Source organism: Roseburia sp. AF02-12 (genome assembly GCF_003461765.1).
Classification (GTDB): Bacteria; Bacillota; Clostridia; order Lachnospirales; family Lachnospiraceae; genus Roseburia_C; species Roseburia_C amylophila.
This window is the reverse complement of sequence record NZ_QTXS01000001.1, coordinates 867,231-887,027: the sequence shown is the minus strand read 5'-3', so window position 1 is coordinate 887,027 and position 19,797 is coordinate 867,231. Positions and strand designations below refer to the sequence as shown.

The following is a 19,797-nucleotide window of genomic DNA, read 5'->3' as shown; positions in this document are numbered from 1 at the left end:
AATATGGATCAGGCAGAAAAGCTGCGCAATGTAATTAAATTAAAGAACCAGAAGCTTCCCCAGAAAGCAAGAGTAATTACGGTTACCAGTGGAAAAGGTGGCGTGGGAAAATCCAGCGTTACAGTTAATCTGGCAATCCAGCTTCAGAAAATGAATAAGAAAGTTATTATTTTTGATGCTGATTTGGGACTGGCAAATGTAGAAGTTATGCTTGGAGCAATACCAAAACATAATTTGAGTGATGTTATATACCGGGGAATGGATATACGGCAGATTATAACAGAGGGACCGGCAGGAGTAAGCTTTATCTCAGGCGGCTCCGGCATTGTGGGAATGAATAATCTGTCCAAGGATCAGATTACTTTTTTAGTACGTAATCTGGCACAGTTAGATGAAATGGCTGATATTGTACTGGTGGATACCGGAGCAGGAATTGCAGACAGCGTATTGGAATTTGTTATGGCTTGTCCGGAGGTCCTTCTGGTATCAACACCGGAACCAAGCTCACTGACCGATTCCTATTCTCTGTTAAAGGCACTGCACCGGAATCCGAATTTTGCCAAAAGCGGAACGCAGATTCATGTGGTTGCCAACCGTGTAAATTCTGTGGAAGATGGACAGGCAGTATATGATAAATTAAATACCGTTGTGTCACAGTTTTTAAATGGTAATCTTGAATATCTCGGCATGATACCGCAGGATTCCATGTTTGAAAAAGCAATACGCCAGCAGCAGACAGTATCTTTATATGCACCGGAGACCAAGTCGGCAAAAGCATTTGAGATACTTGCAAATAATCTTATAGAAGGTGCGCATGATATTCCGTTGATGAAGCGGGGCTTTGCCCAGTTGTTTGCTGAATTTTTTAATAACAGATAGGTGATAGAATGATTTCAAATGTTTTACGGGAAGGAATGAAAATTGATATTCATATAGTGAACCAGACGGAAAGGCCAGAATCTGCAGAAAAGGCTGCACCAGTTTACAAGAGTCAGATTTTTGAACTGTTTGAAAATGGTGAAATGGAGATAATGATGCCGATTCAGAGTGGAAAACTGATATTACTTCCACTGGGACTTCGCTATGAATTTGTATTCTATACACCGAATGGATTGTATAAAAGCATTGGTCAGATCTGGGAACGTTATAAGACGGAGAACCGCTACCTGCTCCGGATTGTATTAAATACACCACTGAGCAAATATCAGAGGCGGGAATATTACCGTATGGAATGTGTCCTTGATATGGGGTATTTCCATCTGACAGACGAAGAAGCGGAAATGAAACAGACGGAAGACATCATCGCAAGTCTCAGGGATGATGATTTTTATAAAAAGCAGAAAAAGGGCACTATTGTTGATATCAGTGGAGGTGGTGTACGCTTTGTAACGAATGAGCAGTTAGAAGAGGGAAAAGCTGTTCTGATTATTGTGATGCTACAGACACAGACCGGCGAAAAACAATATTATCTTCCAGGATATATTATCCTGCGAAGTACAAAGCTGTTAAATCGTGATAATATGTATGAAAACCGACTGAAATTTATTATTCATGATGATAAAATAAGGGAAGAAATTATCAGGTATATTTTTGCAGAAGAAAGAAAAGCAAGACAGAGAGGAAAAGGATAGGGTTAAATTAATAGAATGAAAAAGAATATTCTGGTTGTTGATGACTCAGCACTCATGAGAAGAGTCATCTGTGATATAATTAATTCAGATAGTGGTTTTCAGGCAACGGATACATGCAGAGATGGCTTGGAAGCATATGAAAAATTGTGTCAGAAAGCATATAACGCAGTTGTTTTAGATGTAAATATGCCAAGAATGAACGGACTGGAACTACTTGAAAGATTACAAAAAGAAAATATAAAAGCAACAGTAGTAATGGTCAGTACATTAACGACAGATGGAGCTGAAGTTACACTCAAGGCAATGGAACGTGGTGCAATTGACTTTATCGAGAAACCAAATAATCTGATAGAGACAAAGGGACAACGTTTCCGGGAAAAACTGATAAAAGTTCTTGCAACAATAACTGCAGCAGGAAGCACACAGACGTATCAGAAAAAAGTAATTACGAATGTGGTAAAACCGGCAGCTGTCCGGAAGATTAGAACGAAGGATGCAGCCCGGAGCAAGATTGTTGCAATTGCATGTTCCACAGGCGGTCCAAAATCCTTACAGAGTGTGATTCCATTGCTGAAATCCAATATGGATGCACCGGTTCTTGTGGTTCAGCATATGCCGGCTGGTTTTACAAAATCCATGGCAGCCCGGCTGAATGAACTCAGCCCGCTGGATGTGAAAGAGGCAAACGAAGGTGATGTTTTGGAAAAAGGACATGTTTATGTGGCACCGGGAGGAAAACATTTACTGGTACAGCGGTTAGCAGATGGAACGCACTGTATTGTTTTAAGTGATGCACCGGCAATTGGCGGATTAAGACCATGTGCCAATCTGATGTATGAGTCTTTGATGGACAGCGGCTATGATGAAATTACCTGTGTAGTTCTTACCGGAATGGGTGCTGATGGAACAAAGGGAATTTCAGAACTCCAGAAAGAAAAAAATGTATACGTAATTGCTCAGGATGAAGAAACATCTGTGGTATATGGAATGCCAAAGGCAATTGCAGAGACAGGACTTGTTGATGAAATAGTACCATTAGAAAGTGTTGCGGACACAATTCTAAAGAATGTGGGGGTAAATTAAAGATGGATGTAAGCCAGTATCTAGAAATTTTTATTGATGAGACAAGTGAGCATATCCAGAGCCTGAATGATTGCATTATGACTTTGGAAAAGGAGCCGGAAAACAAAGATACCATTAATGAAATTTTCCGTGCAGCACACTCCTTAAAGGGAATGGCAGGAACCATGGGCTTTAAGAGAATGCAGCATCTGACTCATGATATGGAAAATGTATTCCAGGAAGTTCGTAGTGACAAAGTAAAAGTCACCAGTGAAATGATTGATATTCTTTTCCAGTGTCTGGATGCAATTGAAAGTTACCTCGATACGATCAAGAGTACATCAGATGAAGGTACAGAAGACAACGAAGCACTGATTACAGCTTTGAACAAATTCTTAGAGAATGCAGAGAACGGCGGAGCAGCCGCACCTGCAAAGGAAGAGAAAAAAGAAGAAAAGAAAGCAGAAGAACCGGAAAACGGTGATGATAAAAAGAAATACTTAAGCGTAGAATTTTCTTCCAAAGATAAAGATGCGTTAAAAGCAGCTGAAGAAAGTGGAAACAAAATTTACGGAATTACAGTAGAAGTACAGAAAGACTGCCTTTTGAAAGCGGCAAGAGCATTCCTTGTATTTAAAGCAGTAGAAGAGTTTGGACAGATTGTTGTTTACAGTCCAAGCTCCCAGGATATTGAGGATGAACGTTTTGAACTGGACTTCAGTTTGTTCTTATCATCCAATGCTGCATTAGATGATATTTTAAAAGCAGTTAAAAATGTATCTGAAATTGCGGATGCTGTTGGTGAAGAAGTGAAGACGGCAACTCTATTCCATGAGGAAAATGTACAGGAAAATCTTCCGGCAAATACATCAGCAGCAAAGCCGGCAGAGCAGGCAGTACATAAAGAGAATAAACCGGCACAGACTAAGTCAAAACCGGCAGGCAAACCGGTTACAAACCGTACCGTGCGTGTGGATATCGAAAAACTGGATGCACTGATGAACCAGGTGAGTGAGCTGATTATTGCAAAAAACAGTCTGGTATCCATTGGCTCCCAGGAAGGAGGCAATTTCCAGAATCAGTCATTCCATGAGCAGATTGAGTATCTGGAAAGAATTACAACCAGTCTTCATGAATCGGTTATGAAAGTGCGGATGGTTCCAATTGAGAGCGTTGTAAACAAATTCCCACGTATGATTCGTGACCTTTCCAGAAGATTGAATAAGAAGATGGAATTGTGCATGACCGGTGAAGATACAGAACTTGATCGTACTGTAGTTGACCAGATTGGCGACCCGTTGCAGCATCTGCTTCGTAACTCTGCTGACCATGGTCTTGAGAGTGCAGAAGTTCGTAAGGAACGCGGTAAGCCAGAAACAGGAACCATTAATCTGAATGCATTCCAGGAAGGAAATAATGTAATCATTGAAGTAAGTGATGATGGTAACGGAATTGATACAGAGAAGGTTAAAGCAAAAGCAGTAGAGCGTGGTCTGGTAACACCGGAACAGGCAGAAAAGCTGAGCCAGAAAGAAATTATCGATTTCTTATTTATGCCGAGTTTCTCTATGGCAAAACAGATTACCGATATTTCCGGACGTGGTGTAGGTCTTGACGTTGTTAAATCCAATATTGAAGCATTAGGCGGAGATGTTGAGGTAAAGAGCAAACTTGGCGTTGGAACCAAATTCGTAGTAAGACTGCCACTTACACTGGCAATCATTCAGGCGTTGATGGTAGAAATCCGCGATGAAAAATATGCAATTGCGTTAGGCGCAATTCAGACTATCGAGGATATTCCGGTTGAAGATATTAAATATGTAGAATCCAAGGAAGTAATTAATTTACGTGGTTCTGTTATTCCAATCATCCGGCTGGATCAGATACTTGATATTCCACCGAAGGATGAAGAAGTAGAAAGCCTTACTGTTGTTATCGTAAGAAAAGGCGACCGTTATGCAGGACTTGTTGTAGACAATCTTCTTGGACAGCAGGAAATCGTAATTAAATCACTTGGTAAGTATATTAATAATAATAAGACAATCAGCGGTGCAACAATTCTGGGTGATGGCGAAGTCGCATTAATCCTGGATGCAAATACATTGATTTAACAGGGGGTGTGCAGAGTGGCAGAGCAACTTGAAACAGTAGAAAATATCAGAAAACAGTATATTGTTGTAAAAATCGGAAATGAGCAGTACGGAATCGATATCAGTTATGTAGACAATATTGTCCGTATGCAGAAGATTACAAGAGTACCTAGAGTACAGAATTTCTTTAAAGGAATTATCAATCTTCGTGGAGAAATCGTACCGGTTATGAGTCTCAGAATCCGTATGGAACTGGAAGAAGATGTATTTACCAATGCCAGCCGTATTATAATTTTAAAAATTGAACAGCAGAGTGCACTGGGAATAATCGTGGATGAAGTAAAAGAAGTTGTTACATTAGGAACCAATGAAATTGATAAAGTGAGTGGCGATATGAAGAATGCCAAGGTATCTTTTATCGATGGAATCGGTAAAAACGGAGATGAATTAATTTCCCTTCTGGATATTCATTCTATTATAGAAGAAAAAGAAAATGCGTAATTGTTATAGATATAGTGAGGCAAATGCCTCACTATATTCTATATCTTGAAATGACAGCAGGAGGATAAAATTGGTGGATTATACTTTGAACCAGGTAAATGACATGTATGTGGATGTCTTAAAAGAAATTGGAAATATTGGTGCCGGAAATGCAACAACTGCAATGGCAAATATGTTGAATATCCGGATTAATATGGATGTACCAAGAGTTGAATTACTGACCTTTCAGGAACTGGGTTCTGCAATTTGCCCGGAAGATGAGTCAATCGTAGGAATCTATCTGGAAGTAACAGATGATATTACCGGCAGCATGATGTTTCTTATGAAACTTGATTCTGCACATTATCTGGTAAATAAACTAATGGGACGTCCGGCAGATTATGCGGAAGATTTTGATGAGATGGATATGTCTGCATTAAAAGAAATAGGAAATATCATTGCCGGTTCTTATCTGAACGCGCTTTCTGCCATGACGCAGCTTACTATTGCACCATCGGTTCCTTATATTGCAATTGATATGGCGGGAGCTATTTTAAGTGTTCCGGCAATACAGTTTGGTAAAATTGGAGACAATGCACTTATGATTACGACAGAATTCGGAGATGAAGTGATGATAGAAGGATATTTTATTCTGTTACCTGACCTTGAGTCTTATGAGAAGATTCTGAAATCTCTGGGAATTACCTTATAAGGAGAAGGGTATCAATGGGTGAAGTAATAAAAGTTGGTATGGCAGACTTAAATATTTGCAAGGCTCCGGATACAATTACCACATTAGGACTGGGTTCCTGTATAGGAATAGCATTGCTAGACCCGGTTACAAAGATTGGCGGACTTGCACATATTATGCTGCCAGACAGTACAAAGATGAAAAATAATTCGAATATAGCGAAATTCGCAGATACAGGAATTGTAGAGCTGGTTCGCCGGATGACAGAAGCAGGGGCGGCAAAGAGCAGGCTTGTAGCAAAGATTGCAGGCGGAGCCAGAATGTTCGAGGTAAGTGGTAACTCTGAAGTGGGAAATATTGGAGCAAGAAATGCAGAAGCTTCCAGACAGAAACTGAAGGAGCTTGGTATTCCGCTTCTGGCAGAGGATACCGGGCTGAATTATGGACGTACCGTAGAATTACATTGCGATACCGGAGAATTCTATATTAAGTCTGTTGGAAAAGAATTGAAAATTATTTAGATTGAGGATGTAAAGATGAAGACAAAACCGATTCCTGCAATCGTAATGTTGACCGCAGGATTTATTACCTGTATTGTGGCAATTTTTCAGAAAATGGAATTGCTTGCCTTTACAAAGACATTATTGCTTGTACTGATTATATTCTATCTGCTTGGGGGCATTGCGGCGTATATTTTGGAAAAGAATTTTAAAGCTGCAAAGGATGAAGAAAGCAGTACAGAAGAAAAAGCAGATGGTGATGCAGAAGAGTCTGCTGATGAGAAAAAAGAAGATACATCAGAAAAGTCAGAAAAAGAGGAAGAGAAAAGAGCGAAAGAAGAGTAATTATAAGAAACCGGAGGCTATGGCATGAAAACAGTGGACAGAGAAAAACTGTGGGAAAGCTATCAGAAAAATCCAGTATCTGAAATACGGGAACAGATTATCATAGAATATGCTCCGTTAGTTAAATTAGTAGCGGGCAGATTGAGTATGTATCTTGGATATAATGTAGAATATGAAGATTTGGTCAGCTATGGAATCTTTGGACTGATTGATGCAATTGATAAATTTGACCGAAGCAAGGATGTTAAATTTGAGACATATGCAAGCCTTCGAATCCGTGGGGCAATATTAGACCAGATTCGTAAAATGGACTGGATACCGAGGGCTGTTCGCCAAAAACAGAAAAAGATTGACGAAGCAATAAAAAATATAGAAATGAAGACAGGAAAGACGGCATTGGATGAAGAGATTGCAAGCGAACTCGGGGTATCAGAGGATGAATACCTGAACTGGCAGTCCCAGTTAAAAGTTACCAATGTTGTTTCTTTAAATGAGTTTGTGGAGCAGGGAACAGAGCCTGCGATGGATGCGACAAAAAATTCCCATTTTGCACAACCGGAAGATGTGGTGGCAGAAAGCGAACTGAAAGAAGTTTTGGCACAAAGCCTTGAGACCTTGACGGAAAAGGAACGCAGGGTAATTGAACTTTATTATTATGAAGAACTTACCTTGAAGGAAATCAGCAGTATTCTTGAAGTATCTGAATCAAGAATATCCCAGCTTCATACCAGGGCTCTGGCAAAGATGAAAAAGAAAATGGGAAGTTATATGGATATATTGGTTGATGAAAGTTAAAAGGAGGGAAGCTATGGGACAGGCAAATGCTTATTTTCAATTTGTGATAAAGGAACATGCGACTTATATTAAGCTTTTCCCGGCAGCTCTGGAAGGAAATGTTATTGAAATTGGTGAACTGACAGAGTATCTGGAAAGGCATGGCTGCCCGGATTATAATTTAAAGGAACTGGTTGCAGCAATTAACAGCAATGAGATGACAGAGATTATGGTCGGAGATATTTATCCGATTCAGATAAATGAAGAGATGTCCGTAACAGTATCAGCAGATGCCATGGAGGCGGTGTGCAGATTTTATCCGGCTGCAGGCGGCACGAATATGAATGCGCAGGAAATCTTAAGGGATTTAACTGCAAAAGGTGTCAAAGCAGGGGTTGATCAGGATGAAATTTTGAAATTTTTCCAGGATAGGGCATACTGTACCGATTTTGTGCTGGCAAAAGGAAAGAAACCGGTAGATGGTCAGGATGCCAGAATTGAATATTATTTTAATACAGATGTTAATTTAAAGCCGAAGAAAAATGAAGATGGTTCGGTAGATTACCGTGAACTGAATGTAATCAGCCATATCAAAGAAGGAGACCTTCTGGCAAAATTATTTCCGGAAGATCATGGAATCAAAGGATATGATGTACAGGGAAAAGAAATTAAACCAAAACAGGTACGCTCCCTTCAGTTAGAATATGGAAATAATATCCGGGTATCGGAAGACAAAACAGAACTGTACTCTGAAGTAACCGGACATGCAAGTCTGGTAAATGGTAAAGTATTTGTATCAGATGTCTATGAAGTGCCGGCTGATGTGGATAATTCCACCGGTAATATTGATTATCCGGGAAACGTTACCGTAAGAGGTAATGTAAAAGGTGGTTTTTCAATTATTGCAAAAGGTGATGTAGTAGTAGAAGGCGTGGTAGAAGATGCGCTGATACAGGCGGGTGGTCAGATCATTGTAAAACGCGGAATTCATGGAATGACCAAAGGAATACTTCAGGCACAGGGAAATGTTATCTGCAAGTTTATTGAAAATGCAACCATCATTTCCGGAGGTTATGTTGAAACAGATTCTATTTTACATAGTAAGGTATCCGCAGCAACGGAGGTTCGCGTAAGTGGTAAGAATGGATTCATAACAGGTGGTGTTATCCGGGCAGGCAGTCTGGTAGAAGCCCAGACCATTGGTTCCAGCCTTGGAGCAGGAACACGTATTGAAGTTGGTGTGGATCCGGAAAAGAAAGAACGTTATGTGAAAGTGCAGGAAGAACTGCTTCAGCTGAATAAGACCATTGAACAGATTCGGACGATTCTTACTACCTATGGAGAGAAGCTTAAGAATAAAGAAAAACTGGATCAGGGAAAAATCCAGTATATTGAACAGCTTATGCGTGCTTTTAAGGAGAAGGAAGCTCAGTGTACATCATTAGAGCATGAATATGAAAGGCTGCAGAGTATATTAAATGGCAGTAGCAATGCAAGGGTGAAAGTATCAAAGATACTGTATGCGGGAGTAATTGTAAATATTACCGATGTAAGCCTTGTTGTAAAGGATGACAGAAGTTTCTGCCAGCTTTATAAGGATGAGGGTGAAGTAAAAATCTCAAACATGTAATGACGTGCGGTTGAGACAGACTGGAGGTGCATGGATATGTCGATTCGTCCGGTAGATATGAATGGAGTTATTCAAAGAACGCAGGATGTTGGAACACTGAAACAACAGCAGGATATGAAACCAATGGTGGATCAGCAGAACATCCAGATAGAGGTGCAAAGAGAAGAATACCGCCAATCAGAGCAGGTGACCAGGAAAGATGATTCCCAGATGGAAGAACATCGTTTTGATGCAAAGGAAGAGGGAAAGGGTCAGTACCAGCGGCAGGAACAACGGAAAAAGAAACAGAAAGAAGACCGTGTGGTTATCAAAGGTGCAATTGGCGGCTTTGATGTTAAAATATAAAAAGGAGTGTATCTGACAGATGACAGGCGTGGAAATCATCCTGATTCTGGCTGGTCTGGTTATGATGATAGGAAGCTTTATGGTAACAGAAAAGCTATCTGGTGCAGAATTAGACCGTATTGCGGAACTTAGTCAGAATGAGATAAAAAAAATACTGGAAAACAAGTTGAAAGATGCAGAAGCTGCGATAGAAGACCAGATTGACCATGCAATTGAAGAATCCACAGATAAGGTGGAGCGGGTACTGGATAAAGAGACCAATGAAAAAATGCTGGCAATCGGTGAATATTCGGATACCGTTATGGAGAAGATGAACCAGACCCATAATGAGATTATGTTTTTATATAGCATGCTAAATGACAAGCATACAGAGCTGACAAAGCTTGCAGGACAAATTGGTGAGATGTCAGCTGAAATCGGTGAGAGCTTAGAAGAGGCGAAAGAGTCTGTAGTTAAAGAAACGGAAGAAGTAAAAGCCACAGAGGAACTGGTGGAGACAGAAGCAGAAGCGGCAACCGGAGAGATGGAAGAACAGCCGGAGCAGACGAATCATAACGAAAAAATCCTTGCCTTATACAGTCAGGGAAAATCGTATGTAGAGATAGCAAAGGAACTGGGCCTTGGACAGGGTGAAGTGAGATTGGTTGTAGGATTGTATAAAGGAGTAGATACAAGTGAAGTTTAAGTATTATCTGAGAGGCTTGGGAATTGGTATTCTGATAAGCACGATTATCTTATCCATATCATTTGCAATGAAGAAAAATGACCTTTCAGATGATGAAATCATTGCAAGGGCAAAAGAACTTGGAATGGTAATGGAAGATACCGGAAAGGACACCATACCAAAAGCTACAGAAACAGAAGATGAGATTCCAAAGAGCACGGAAGACGGTTTTAATACAGAACAGACAGATATGCAGCCGGGAACAACTGATTCAGGGGAGATATCGCAGGATGTGGGAACAGATGGAGCGGATGCCGTACCACCGTCACAGGATGGAACCAATATGGTACAGAAGGAATTTACCGTAGAAGTAGGAGATTCTTCTAATGCGGTTTCGCAGCGTCTGCAGGAAGAAGGTCTTGTGGACAATGCAGAAGCATTTAATAAATATATGGTAGATAATAATTATGCCAATTTTGTCCTGCCCGGAACCGTAACGATTCCGGAAGGGGCTGGCTATGAAGAAATTGCCGGAATACTTACGGATAAAACGATTCATCATTAAAAAAAGGTTGCATAGCATGGCTGAGTATGATATAATCCATGCGTTGCGATAAATTTACACATATACCGATTGTCAGATTGGTGCCGCAAGGTTGTCTGATAATAAGAAGTATATGGAAGAATAACCAAATGGAGGAAAAACAATGAGCGTTATTTCAATGAAACAGTTATTAGAAGCAGGTGTTCATTTTGGACATCAGACCAGAAGATGGAATCCTAAAATGGCTCCATACATCTACACAGAGAGAAATGGTATCTACATCATCGACCTGCAGAAATCTGTAGGCAAAGTTGATGAGGCTTACAAAGCTATGGCAGATATCGCTGCTGATGGTGGTACTATTCTTTTCGTAGGAACAAAGAAACAGGCTCAGGATGCTATCAAAACAGAAGCAGAGCGTTGTAACATGTTCTATGTAAACGAGAGATGGTTAGGTGGTATGCTTACTAACTTCAAGACAATCCAGAGCCGTATTGCAAGATTAAAAGCAATCGAAACTATGGAAGAGGATGGAACATTTGATGTTCTTCCTAAGAAAGAAGTTATCAAATTAAAGAAAGAATTAGACAAATTACAGAAGAACTTAGGCGGAATTAAAGAAATGAAGAAGATTCCAGATGCTATCTTTATCGTAGATCCTAAGAAAGAAAGAATCTGCGTTCAGGAAGCTCATTCCTTAGGAATTCCACTTATTGGTATTGCAGATACAAACTGTGATCCGGAAGAGTTAGATTATGTAATTCCTGGTAACGATGATGCAATCAGAGCCGTTAAATTAATCGTTTCTAAAATGGCAGATGCTGTTATCGAAGCAAATCAGGGAACTGTTGATGTTGACACTGAAGCTGCAGAGGATGCAGAAGAAGCTGTAGAGGCATAAGAACAGTATTTTAAACGATAAGAAACACACAACGTGTGTATAAAACAGGACAGACAGTAATTGCCTGTCCTTACCTTTAGAAAAAATAAATGGAGGAAAATGAAGATGGCTATTACAGCAGCAATGGTAAAAGAACTGCGTGAATTAACCGGCGCAGGAATGATGGATTGTAAAAAAGCATTAGGTGAAACAGACGGCAACATGGATGAGGCTGTTGAATATTTAAGAAAAAACGGACAGGCAAAAGCTGAGAAGAAAGCTGGAAGAATCGCAGCAGAAGGTCTTTGTACTGTTGTAGTAAAAGATGATAAGACAGCAGCAGTTGTTGAAGTTAACTCTGAAACAGACTTCGTTGCTAAAAATGATACATTCCGTGAGTTTGTAGAGGCTGTTGCAACACAGGCAGTAAACTCTGACGCAGCAGACATGGATGCATTCATGGAAGAAAAATGGAATGCAGATGAAAGCAAGACAGTAAAAGATGCATTAGTAGAGAAAGTTGCAGTTATCGGAGAGAACTTAAAGATTCGTAGATTCGAAAAGGTTGTAGCTGAGAATGGTTGTGTAGTATCTTATATCCATGGCGGCGGAAGAATCGGTGTTATCGTTGATGCTGACACAACTGTTGTAAATGATGCAGTAAAAGAAGCATTAACCAACATTGCAATGCAGATAGCAGCTTTAAATCCAAAATATGTTTCCAGAGATGAAGTAAGTGCAGATTACATCGCACATGAGAAAGAAATTCTCTTAGCTCAGATTATGAATGATCCGAAAGAGTCCCAGAAACCGGAAAAGGTTATCCATGGAATGATCGAAGGACGTATCAGCAAAGAGTTAAAAGAAATCTGCTTAGTAGATCAGGTATATGTAAAAGCAGAAGATGGAAAACAGACAGTTGGAAAATACTTAGAGCAGGTTTCCAAAGAAGTTGGTGCTCCTGTATCTGTTAAGAAGTTTGTACGTTTCGAAACAGGTGAAGGTTTGGAGAAGAAAAATGAAGACTTTGCTGCAGAAGTTGCTGCTCAGATAGCAGGAAACTAAGTAAAAGCTTAGCACAAATTGTAAAGGTATATAAAATTCCCCTGTAGAGTGATTTCTGCAGGGGAATTTTCTGACAAAAGAAGGAAAAATCTCAAGAAGTAATTCAATTAAAATTATTTTTTATAGTGATATTTTGTTAAAGTGTGTTACAATAGAAAAGAGATTTTATGACCGGGAGGTCACTACATGGAAGAGAAGACCACGAAGGGGTTAAAGGAACAGCGGGAAAGGCGAAAACGCATTAATCGCATGAAGACGGGGATTATAACATCTATCTTCGCCTGGATGCTGATATCGATTATTTTGTGCGTGGTATTGTTGTGCCGGGTAATTTCTTTACAGAACCAGATAGACAGGCTGGTATCAAGCGGTATTGTTTCCGGAAAGGTACAGCAGGACGAGAACCAGTCGAAAGGAGAAATGTCTACTGGAACGGAATTACAGACAGACACAGAATATCAGGATCAGAATGCAGACAGTTCGATTGTCCAGCCATTGGTGGCAGAGGATGAAAGCAACAAGGCACAGCCGGGAGATCAGCTTAAAGTATATCTTACCTTTGATGATGGACCAAGTTCCAATACGGCAGCTATTCTTGATACATTGGCGCAGTATAATGTGAAAGCAACATTTTTTGTTGTAGGAAAAGAAGATGAAGAGTCCCAGGAGATGTATAAAAGAATTGTAAATGAGGGGCACACACTGGGAATGCATTCTTATTCCCATAAATACAGTGTGATTTACGATTCGCTTGAAAATTTTGAGGATGATTTTACCAAAATACAAAATTATCTTTATGATATAACGGGAGAGGATTGCCATTATTATCGTTTCCCGGGTGGAAGCAGCAATCAGGTCAGTAATACAGATATGAAAGAGTTTATAAAATATCTGAATGATCAGGATGTTACTTATTTTGACTGGAATGTAACCAGTGGTGATGCTACATCACAGGCATATACAGCAGACGAGCTGGTAGATAATGTGTTAGAGGATGTGGTAAAATATAAAACATCGGTTGTGTTACTTCATGATGCAAATACGAAGGAGACAACGGTGGAAGCCTTAGGTCCGATGATTGAGGCACTACAGGCACAGGGAGTAGAGTTACTTCCGATTACTGAGGATACAACTGTAATACAGCATATTAGTGCAGACAGTGTTCAATAGAAAAAATGGAGGTTTTTAAGAATGAGCTTTTTTAAAGATTTTAAAGAGGATTTATCACAGGCAGTGAACGAACTGGTACCGGGTGAAGACGCAACAGAGGCAGCAGAGCAGGATAACGATGTAGTAGTCAATACATTGGAAGATGAACTGGATGTGGAGTCTGAATTATCCAAATTGGACGGACTTTTAGAAAAGGTTACCAAGGATGCCAATGCTCCGGTAGAGAAGGAAGCACCGGCACAGGAAACAGAAACAAAAGTAGAGACACCAGCTGCAGAAGAAAAAGAAGATTTACATATTCAGGAGGAAAGTAAAATGAGTGAGACAACAGCAAATGAAACCATGACAATGCCAGAAGAGACAGTAACACCGGTACAGCCGGCAACTCCGGCACATTTTGCTCCGGTTCAGACATCAGATGAAGTTTCAGATGAAGTATCTGTAATCACAGAAGGAACATCCATTACCGGTAATATGGCATCTACTGGTTCTTTAGATATCCGTGGAAATATTAATGGTGATGTTCAGTGTAATGGCAAGCTGGTTGTTACCGGAACTATCAATGGAAACAGCAATTCTGCTGAATTCTTCGCTGATGCTGCAAAAGTAGAAGGTGAAGTAGTAAGCACCGGAACTGTTAAAATCGGACTTGGTTCTGTCATTATTGGAAATATTACCGCAAGCTCTGCAGTTATCGCAGGAGCAATCAAGGGCGATATCGATGTTCAGGGACCTGTAGTTGTAGATACTTCTGCAGTTGTTATGGGTAACATCAAATCCCGTTCTGTTCAGATTAACAATGGTGCAGTTATCGAAGGTTTCTGTTCCCAGTGCTATGCTGATATTGATGTGGAAAGTCTTTTTGGAGAGAATAAATAATGAAGAGAGTATTTTTAAAATTAAGTGGAGAAGCACTTGCAGGAGAAAAGAAAACAGGTTTTGATGAGCCAACCGTAACAGAAGTTGCCCGCCAGGTAAAACAGATTGTAGATGGCGGATGCCAGGTTGGAATCGTAATTGGTGGCGGTAATTTCTGGAGAGGACGTTCCAGCGAGACTATCGACCGTACCAAAGCAGACCAGATTGGTATGCTTGCAACGATTATGAACTGTATTTATGTATCTGAAATCTTCCGTTCTGTTGGAATGATGACACAGATTCTGACTCCGTTTGAGTGTGGAAGCATGACCAAACTTTTCTCAAAAGACCGTGCCAATAAATATTTTGAAAAAGGAATGGTAGTATTTTTTGCAGGTGGAACAGGACATCCTTATTTTTCAACAGATACCGGAATTGTACTCCGTGCCATTGAAATGGATGCAGAGGGCATTTTCCTGGCAAAAGCCATTGACGGTGTCTATGACAGTGACCCGAAGGTAAATCCGGCAGCAAAGAAATATGATGAGGTATCCATTCAGGAAGTGATTGATAAGAAGCTTGCAGTAGTAGATTTAACCGCATCTATTATGTGTATGGAAAATAAAATGCCAATGTATGTATTCGGATTAAATGAGCCGGACAGCATTGTAAATGCAATGAGCGGAAAATTTAACGGCACGAAAGTGACTGTATAATAAAGGAGATTATTTATGGATAGCAGATTAAACCCATATGAAGAGAAAATGCAGAAATCATACGAGAATCTTGTAGAAGAATATGCAACTATCCGGGCAGGAAGAGCGAATCCGCATATCTTAGACAGAATTACTGTAGATTATTATGGAACACCGACCCCGTTACAGCAGGTTGCAAATATCAATGTTCCGGAGCCAAGAATGATTCAGATCCAGCCTTGGGAAGCATCCCTTGTAAAAGAGATTGAAAAAGCAATTTTAACATCTGATTTAGGCTTAAATCCAACCAACGATGGTAAAGTGATCCGTCTTGTATTCCCGGAGCTTACCGAGGAAAGACGTAAAGAACTGGCAAAGGATATTAAGAAAAAAGGTGAGAATGCCAAGGTGGCAATCCGTAATATCAGAAGGGATGCCAATGATGCATTCAAGAAACAGAACAAAGCAAATGAAGTATCTGAGGATGAATTAAAGGAATTAGAAAACGATACTCAGAAAATTACGGATAAATATATTGCAAAAATTGATGGTGCAGTAGAGGAAAAGACAAAGGAAATCCTTACGGTATAATCTTATCCATGTACGACACATATGGGGACATAGCGCGATTGCCGTGTCCCCTTTTATGTTGTAAACATCTGTAAAAAGGAGAACAAAGATGAAGATTCCAAAACATGTTGCAATTATTCTGGATGGAAACGGACGCTGGGCAAAGAAAAGAGGAATGCCAAGAAACTATGGACATACCATGGGGGCAAAGAATGTTGAAGTTATCTGTAAAGCAGCGCATGATCTGGGCATAGAATACGTAACCATGTATGCATTTTCCACAGAGAACTGGAACCGTCCACAGAATGAAGTAGATGCTTTGATGAAGCTTTTGAGCAGTTATCTTAAGAACTGTATAAAGACAGCGGACAAGAATAATATGAGAGTCCGTGTAATCGGGGATACCAGCCGGCTGGATGATAAATTCCAGCAGCAGATTGCTGTATTGGAAAGAGAATCTGCCCATAATACGGGACTGAATTTACAGATTGCCATTAATTATGGAGCAAGAGATGAAATGATCCGTGGAATGAAGAAAATGTGGCAGGATGGTATTTCGGCAGAGGAGATTACCGAAGAGAAATATGAATCCTATCTTGATACGAAAGATATTCCGGATCCTGATCTTATGATCCGCACCAGTGGAGAACAGCGGCTTTCCAACTTCTTGCTGTGGCAGTTTGCTTATAGTGAGTTATATTTTACAGAGGTTCCATGGCCGGACTTTACACCGGAAGAACTGCGTAAAGCAGTAGAGGATTATAGCGGAAGAGACCGGAGATATGGAAAGATAGAGGAGGAGTAATATGTTTAAGACAAGATTATTAAGTGGAATCGTGCTGGTAATTCTGGCACTGGTATTCATTATTACCGGAAATGATTTGCTGCTGGCAGTAACCGGAATTATTTCTTTGATTGGATTGTATGAACTGTATCGTGTGTTTAAAATTGAAAAAAGCTGTGCCGGTGTCGTCGGCGGACTGGCAACGATTGTATATTATTGCAATCTGAAATTTCAGTTTATTCCGGATATGATGTTATTTGTCATCGCACTTTTGGTAGTGCTGATGTTTGTATATGTATTTTCTTATCCGAAATATCATACCGAGCAGATGTTAGCAGCATTTTTTGGTGTATTTTATGTATCGGTGATGCTTTCTTATGTATATCAGACCAGAATGCTACCGGGTGGAGCTTATATTGTATGGTTAATTTTCTTATGCTCCTGGGGCTGCGATACCTGTGCATATTGCGTGGGTGTGCTGATTGGAAAACACAAGATGGCACCGGTGCTTTCTCCGAAGAAATCCTGGGAAGGAGCTGTTGGCGGAGTAGTGGGAGCAGCATTATTAACCCTGATTTATTGCTTTGTTTTCCAGGGCTCTATGGGAAGCACCAACCGTGATATCATTATGCTTTGCATGATTTGTGCGATTGGGGCAATCATATCTATGATTGGAGACCTGACTGCATCTGCAATCAAACGTAATTATGACATTAAAGATTATGGCAAACTGATTCCTGGCCATGGTGGAATCTTAGATCGTTTTGACAGTGTAATATTTACAGCGCCAATTATTTATTATCTTGCATTATATCTGATTGGCAAGTAGGAGGAAACATGAAGAAGATTGCAATTTTAGGTTCCACTGGTTCCATCGGAACCCAGACACTTTCTGTTGTAAGAGAACATGGAGATATTGAAGTAACTGCACTTGCGGCAGGACATAATATTGCAAAATTAGAAGAACAGATCCGGGAGTTTCATCCGGCTTTGGTTGCTGTATGGGCAGAAGAGGATGCGATTGAGCTTCGGACAAGGGTTGCAGATTTGAAGGTAAAGGTGGCTTCCGGGATGGAAGGACTTTTAGAAGTAGCAACGGAAGAGAAAGCAGAGATTCTTGTAACTGCCATTGTGGGTATGCTTGGTATCCGTCCGACCATAGCCGCTATGAAAGCAGGAAAGGACATTGCACTAGCTAATAAGGAGACTTTAGTTACCGCAGGACATATTATTATGCCGCTGGCAAAGGAATGTAATGTGAAAATCCTTCCAGTGGACAGTGAACACAGTGCAATCTTTCAGTCTCTGCAGGGAGCCGGAGACAATAAAATTGCAAAAATACTTTTGACAGCTTCCGGCGGACCATTCCGTGGAAAGAAGCGGGCGGAATTAGAACAGGTAAAAGTGGAAGATGCATTGAAGCATCCGAACTGGAGCATGGGACGTAAAATCACTATTGATTCCGCAACCATGATAAATAAGGGACTTGAAGTCATTGAAGCAAAATGGCTGTTTGATGTAAATGCAGACCAGATTCAGGTTGTAGTACAACCACAGAGTATCATACATTCTATGGTAGAGTATGAAGACGGTGCAGTCATTGCACAGCTTGGAACGGCAGATATGCGGCTTCCAATCCAGTATGCCCTGTATTATCCGAAACGGTTACACTTAAGTGGAGACCGGCTTGATTTCTGGAAAATGAAGGCAATTACATTGGAAGAGCCGGATATGGAGACTTTTTACGGATTGAAACTGGCTTATGAAGCCTGTAGAAAGGGCGGTAACATTCCGACTGCTTTTAATGCAGCAAATGAGAGAGCGGTAGCAATGTTCTTAGACGGAAAGATCCGTTTCTTGGAGATTCCGGAAATTGCACAGGCGTGTATGGAGCAGTGTACCTATATTGCCAGTCCGTCCGTAGAAGAAATCCTTGCAACAGAGCAGGCTGCGTATGAGTATATAGAGAGCAGGTGGTAGATTGAAAATAATCATTGCAATCTTAATGTTCAGTTTTATTATTATTTTTCATGAACTGGGACATTTTTTGCTGGCAAAGAAAAATAAAATCAAAGTAAATGAATTTTGCCTGGGACTTGGACCAACGCTATTTGGAATTACAAAGGGAGAGACAAAATATTCCATAAAACTGCTGCCTTTTGGTGGAGCATGTATGATGGAAGGCGAAGACGGAGAGTCGGAAAGTGAAGGCTCCTTTAACAGCAAGTCCGTATGGGCGAGAATAGCAGTTGTAGCGGCAGGACCGGTTTTTAACTTTATTCTGGCATTCTTTCTGGCACTGATTGTTATCGGGACAGCCGGATTTGACCGGCCGGAGGTAAAAGGTGTTATGGAAGGATATCCGGCAGAGGAAGCAGGACTTCAGGCTGGAGATATCATTAAAGAAATCAATGGAAAGAACATTCATATTTATCGTGAAGTAAGTGTTTACACGCTGTTTCATTCCAATGAGAATCTGGAAGTGACCTATGAAAGAGATGGAGAGGAATATACCTGTACTATCAGCCCGAAATATAATGAAGAAGCAGGAAGAAATCTCTTTGGAATCTATGGAAATACCATGCGTGAGCGGGGTAATATTTTTGAGACCATAAAATATAGCGTATATGAAGTGAAATACTGGATAGAAGTTACCATGGACAGCTTGAAGATGTTAGTGACCGGAAGAGTCAGTGTCAATGAACTTTCGGGACCGGTAGGTATTGTAAAGAATATTGGTGATACTTATGACGAGAGCAAGTCAGCGGGAACGCTATCGGTGGTATTGACATTAATTAATTATTCCATAATGCTGACTGCCAATCTTGGAATTATGAACCTGCTTCCATTACCGGCATTAGACGGAGGAAGACTGGTATTTCTGATTATAGAAGCCGTCAGAAAGAAACGAGTGGATCCGGACAAAGAGGGCATGGTTCATTTTGTCGGACTGATGCTGCTTCTGGCATTGATGGTGCTTGTTATGTTTAACGATATTCGAAAATTATTTTAAATAATC

General features: G+C 40.4%; 22 protein-coding genes and 1 pseudogene. All 23 read left to right on the top strand.

Annotated features, from left to right (window positions below; translation table 11 throughout):
- Nucleotides 1–3: 3 nt before the first annotated feature.
- On the top strand, nucleotides 4–879 hold the full coding sequence (locus DV740_RS04410; RefSeq protein ID WP_118087525.1) for a MinD/ParA family protein: 876 nt from the start codon (nucleotides 4–6) through the stop codon (nucleotides 877–879).
- An 8-nt stretch (nucleotides 880–887) separates the two neighbouring features.
- On the top strand, nucleotides 888–1,631 hold the full coding sequence (locus DV740_RS04405) for a flagellar brake protein (protein ID WP_118087524.1): 744 nt from the start codon (nucleotides 888–890) through the stop codon (nucleotides 1,629–1,631).
- Nucleotides 1,632–1,646: 15 nt separating this feature from the next.
- Nucleotides 1,647–2,714, top strand: a complete 1,068-nt coding sequence (gene cheB / locus DV740_RS04400; RefSeq protein ID WP_118087523.1) for a chemotaxis-specific protein-glutamate methyltransferase CheB — start codon at nucleotides 1,647–1,649, stop codon at nucleotides 2,712–2,714.
- 2 nt (nucleotides 2,715–2,716) lie between these two features.
- Nucleotides 2,717–4,804 carry a chemotaxis protein CheA gene (locus DV740_RS04395; RefSeq protein WP_118087522.1) on the top strand — a complete coding sequence of 696 codons (2,088 nt, stop codon included), beginning with the start codon at nucleotides 2,717–2,719 and terminating at the stop codon, nucleotides 4,802–4,804.
- A gap of 15 nt (nucleotides 4,805–4,819) precedes the next feature.
- Nucleotides 4,820–5,284: a chemotaxis protein CheW gene (locus DV740_RS04390; RefSeq protein ID WP_022243288.1), complete on the top strand. Its 465-nt coding sequence runs from the start codon at nucleotides 4,820–4,822 to the stop codon at nucleotides 5,282–5,284.
- A gap of 70 nt (nucleotides 5,285–5,354) precedes the next feature.
- Nucleotides 5,355–5,975 carry a chemotaxis protein CheC gene (locus DV740_RS04385; protein WP_118087521.1) on the top strand — a complete coding sequence of 207 codons (621 nt, stop codon included), beginning with the start codon at nucleotides 5,355–5,357 and terminating at the stop codon, nucleotides 5,973–5,975.
- A 14-nt stretch (nucleotides 5,976–5,989) separates the two neighbouring features.
- Nucleotides 5,990–6,475, top strand: coding sequence for a chemotaxis protein CheD (locus DV740_RS04380; RefSeq protein WP_022243286.1), 486 nt, complete (start codon nucleotides 5,990–5,992; stop codon nucleotides 6,473–6,475).
- Nucleotides 6,476–6,490: 15 nt separating this feature from the next.
- Nucleotides 6,491–6,799: a hypothetical protein gene (locus DV740_RS04375; RefSeq protein WP_117699038.1), complete on the top strand. Its 309-nt coding sequence runs from the start codon at nucleotides 6,491–6,493 to the stop codon at nucleotides 6,797–6,799.
- Nucleotides 6,800–6,823: 24 nt separating this feature from the next.
- A complete protein-coding gene (locus DV740_RS04370; protein WP_117841159.1) occupies nucleotides 6,824–7,594 on the top strand; it encodes a sigma-70 family RNA polymerase sigma factor in 771 nt (256 codons plus the stop codon).
- Between the two features lie 13 nt (nucleotides 7,595–7,607).
- On the top strand, nucleotides 7,608–9,203 hold the full coding sequence (locus DV740_RS04365; RefSeq protein WP_158561513.1) for a DUF342 domain-containing protein: 1,596 nt from the start codon (nucleotides 7,608–7,610) through the stop codon (nucleotides 9,201–9,203).
- 30 nt (nucleotides 9,204–9,233) lie between these two features.
- Nucleotides 9,234–9,548, top strand: coding sequence for a hypothetical protein (locus tag DV740_RS04360; RefSeq protein WP_147342271.1), 315 nt, complete (start codon nucleotides 9,234–9,236; stop codon nucleotides 9,546–9,548).
- Between the two features lie 19 nt (nucleotides 9,549–9,567).
- Complete coding sequence (locus tag DV740_RS04355; RefSeq protein ID WP_118087518.1) at nucleotides 9,568–10,233, top strand: DUF6115 domain-containing protein; 666 nt, start codon at nucleotides 9,568–9,570, stop codon at nucleotides 10,231–10,233.
- The gene (locus DV740_RS04350; protein WP_022243280.1) at nucleotides 10,223–10,777 is read left to right on the top strand and encodes a hypothetical protein; all 555 of its coding nucleotides are present in this window, start codon (nucleotides 10,223–10,225) and stop codon (nucleotides 10,775–10,777) included. Before DV740_RS04355 ends, DV740_RS04350 begins: the two co-directional genes overlap by 11 nt.
- Before the next feature lie 142 nt (nucleotides 10,778–10,919).
- Nucleotides 10,920–11,657, top strand: a complete 738-nt coding sequence (gene rpsB, locus DV740_RS04345) for a 30S ribosomal protein S2 (RefSeq protein WP_022243279.1) — start codon at nucleotides 10,920–10,922, stop codon at nucleotides 11,655–11,657.
- A 105-nt stretch (nucleotides 11,658–11,762) separates the two neighbouring features.
- On the top strand, nucleotides 11,763–12,701 hold the full coding sequence (gene tsf, locus DV740_RS04340) for a translation elongation factor Ts (RefSeq protein WP_022243278.1): 939 nt from the start codon (nucleotides 11,763–11,765) through the stop codon (nucleotides 12,699–12,701).
- Nucleotides 12,702–12,887: 186 nt separating this feature from the next.
- Nucleotides 12,888–13,871, top strand: coding sequence for a polysaccharide deacetylase family protein (locus DV740_RS04335; RefSeq protein ID WP_117841156.1), 984 nt, complete (start codon nucleotides 12,888–12,890; stop codon nucleotides 13,869–13,871).
- Nucleotides 13,872–13,892: 21 nt separating this feature from the next.
- A complete protein-coding gene (locus DV740_RS04330; RefSeq protein WP_118087517.1) occupies nucleotides 13,893–14,750 on the top strand; it encodes a polymer-forming cytoskeletal protein in 858 nt (285 codons plus the stop codon).
- A complete protein-coding gene (pyrH, locus tag DV740_RS04325) occupies nucleotides 14,750–15,445 on the top strand; it encodes a UMP kinase (RefSeq protein ID WP_022243275.1) in 696 nt (231 codons plus the stop codon). Before DV740_RS04330 ends, pyrH begins: the two co-directional genes overlap by 1 nt.
- 15 nt (nucleotides 15,446–15,460) lie before the next feature.
- Entirely contained in the window at nucleotides 15,461–16,015 is a 555-nt protein-coding gene (gene frr, locus DV740_RS04320) for a ribosome recycling factor (RefSeq protein ID WP_022243274.1), read from the top strand.
- 82 nt (nucleotides 16,016–16,097) lie between these two features.
- Nucleotides 16,098–16,799, top strand: a pseudogene (locus DV740_RS04315) (isoprenyl transferase); the annotation flags it as partial.
- A gap of 1 nt (nucleotide 16,800) precedes the next feature.
- The gene (locus DV740_RS04310) at nucleotides 16,801–17,607 is read left to right on the top strand and encodes a phosphatidate cytidylyltransferase (RefSeq protein ID WP_117841155.1); all 807 of its coding nucleotides are present in this window, start codon (nucleotides 16,801–16,803) and stop codon (nucleotides 17,605–17,607) included.
- Between the two features lie 8 nt (nucleotides 17,608–17,615).
- Nucleotides 17,616–18,758, top strand: a complete 1,143-nt coding sequence (gene dxr, locus DV740_RS04305; protein ID WP_117698708.1) for a 1-deoxy-D-xylulose-5-phosphate reductoisomerase — start codon at nucleotides 17,616–17,618, stop codon at nucleotides 18,756–18,758.
- Between the two features lies 1 nt (nucleotide 18,759).
- Nucleotides 18,760–19,791: an RIP metalloprotease RseP gene (rseP, locus tag DV740_RS04300; protein WP_117698709.1), complete on the top strand. Its 1,032-nt coding sequence runs from the start codon at nucleotides 18,760–18,762 to the stop codon at nucleotides 19,789–19,791.
- Nucleotides 19,792–19,797: the final 6 nt, after the last annotated feature.

What these genes read in the sequence shown, in the direction of transcription:
- DV740_RS04410 (WP_118087525.1), top strand. Translation starts at nt 4, where the DNA reads ATGGATCAGGCAGAAAAGCTGCGCAATGTAATTAAATTAAAGAACCAG.
- DV740_RS04405 (WP_118087524.1), top strand. Translation starts at nt 888, where the DNA reads ATGATTTCAAATGTTTTACGGGAAGGAATGAAAATTGATATTCATATA.
- cheB (WP_118087523.1), top strand. Translation starts at nt 1,647, where the DNA reads ATGAAAAAGAATATTCTGGTTGTTGATGACTCAGCACTCATGAGAAGA.
- DV740_RS04395 (WP_118087522.1), top strand. Translation starts at nt 2,717, where the DNA reads ATGGATGTAAGCCAGTATCTAGAAATTTTTATTGATGAGACAAGTGAG.
- DV740_RS04380 (WP_022243286.1), top strand. Translation starts at nt 5,990, where the DNA reads ATGGGTGAAGTAATAAAAGTTGGTATGGCAGACTTAAATATTTGCAAG.
- DV740_RS04375 (WP_117699038.1), top strand. Translation starts at nt 6,491, where the DNA reads ATGAAGACAAAACCGATTCCTGCAATCGTAATGTTGACCGCAGGATTT.
- DV740_RS04370 (WP_117841159.1), top strand. Translation starts at nt 6,824, where the DNA reads ATGAAAACAGTGGACAGAGAAAAACTGTGGGAAAGCTATCAGAAAAAT.
- DV740_RS04365 (WP_158561513.1), top strand. Translation starts at nt 7,608, where the DNA reads ATGGGACAGGCAAATGCTTATTTTCAATTTGTGATAAAGGAACATGCG.
- DV740_RS04360 (WP_147342271.1), top strand. Translation starts at nt 9,234, where the DNA reads ATGGATATGTCGATTCGTCCGGTAGATATGAATGGAGTTATTCAAAGA.
- DV740_RS04355 (WP_118087518.1), top strand. Translation starts at nt 9,568, where the DNA reads ATGACAGGCGTGGAAATCATCCTGATTCTGGCTGGTCTGGTTATGATG.
- rpsB (WP_022243279.1), top strand. Translation starts at nt 10,920, where the DNA reads ATGAGCGTTATTTCAATGAAACAGTTATTAGAAGCAGGTGTTCATTTT.
- tsf (WP_022243278.1), top strand. Translation starts at nt 11,763, where the DNA reads ATGGCTATTACAGCAGCAATGGTAAAAGAACTGCGTGAATTAACCGGC.
- DV740_RS04335 (WP_117841156.1), top strand. Translation starts at nt 12,888, where the DNA reads ATGGAAGAGAAGACCACGAAGGGGTTAAAGGAACAGCGGGAAAGGCGA.
- DV740_RS04330 (WP_118087517.1), top strand. Translation starts at nt 13,893, where the DNA reads ATGAGCTTTTTTAAAGATTTTAAAGAGGATTTATCACAGGCAGTGAAC.
- pyrH (WP_022243275.1), top strand. Translation starts at nt 14,750, where the DNA reads ATGAAGAGAGTATTTTTAAAATTAAGTGGAGAAGCACTTGCAGGAGAA.
- frr (WP_022243274.1), top strand. Translation starts at nt 15,461, where the DNA reads ATGGATAGCAGATTAAACCCATATGAAGAGAAAATGCAGAAATCATAC.
- DV740_RS04310 (WP_117841155.1), top strand. Translation starts at nt 16,801, where the DNA reads ATGTTTAAGACAAGATTATTAAGTGGAATCGTGCTGGTAATTCTGGCA.
- dxr (WP_117698708.1), top strand. Translation starts at nt 17,616, where the DNA reads ATGAAGAAGATTGCAATTTTAGGTTCCACTGGTTCCATCGGAACCCAG.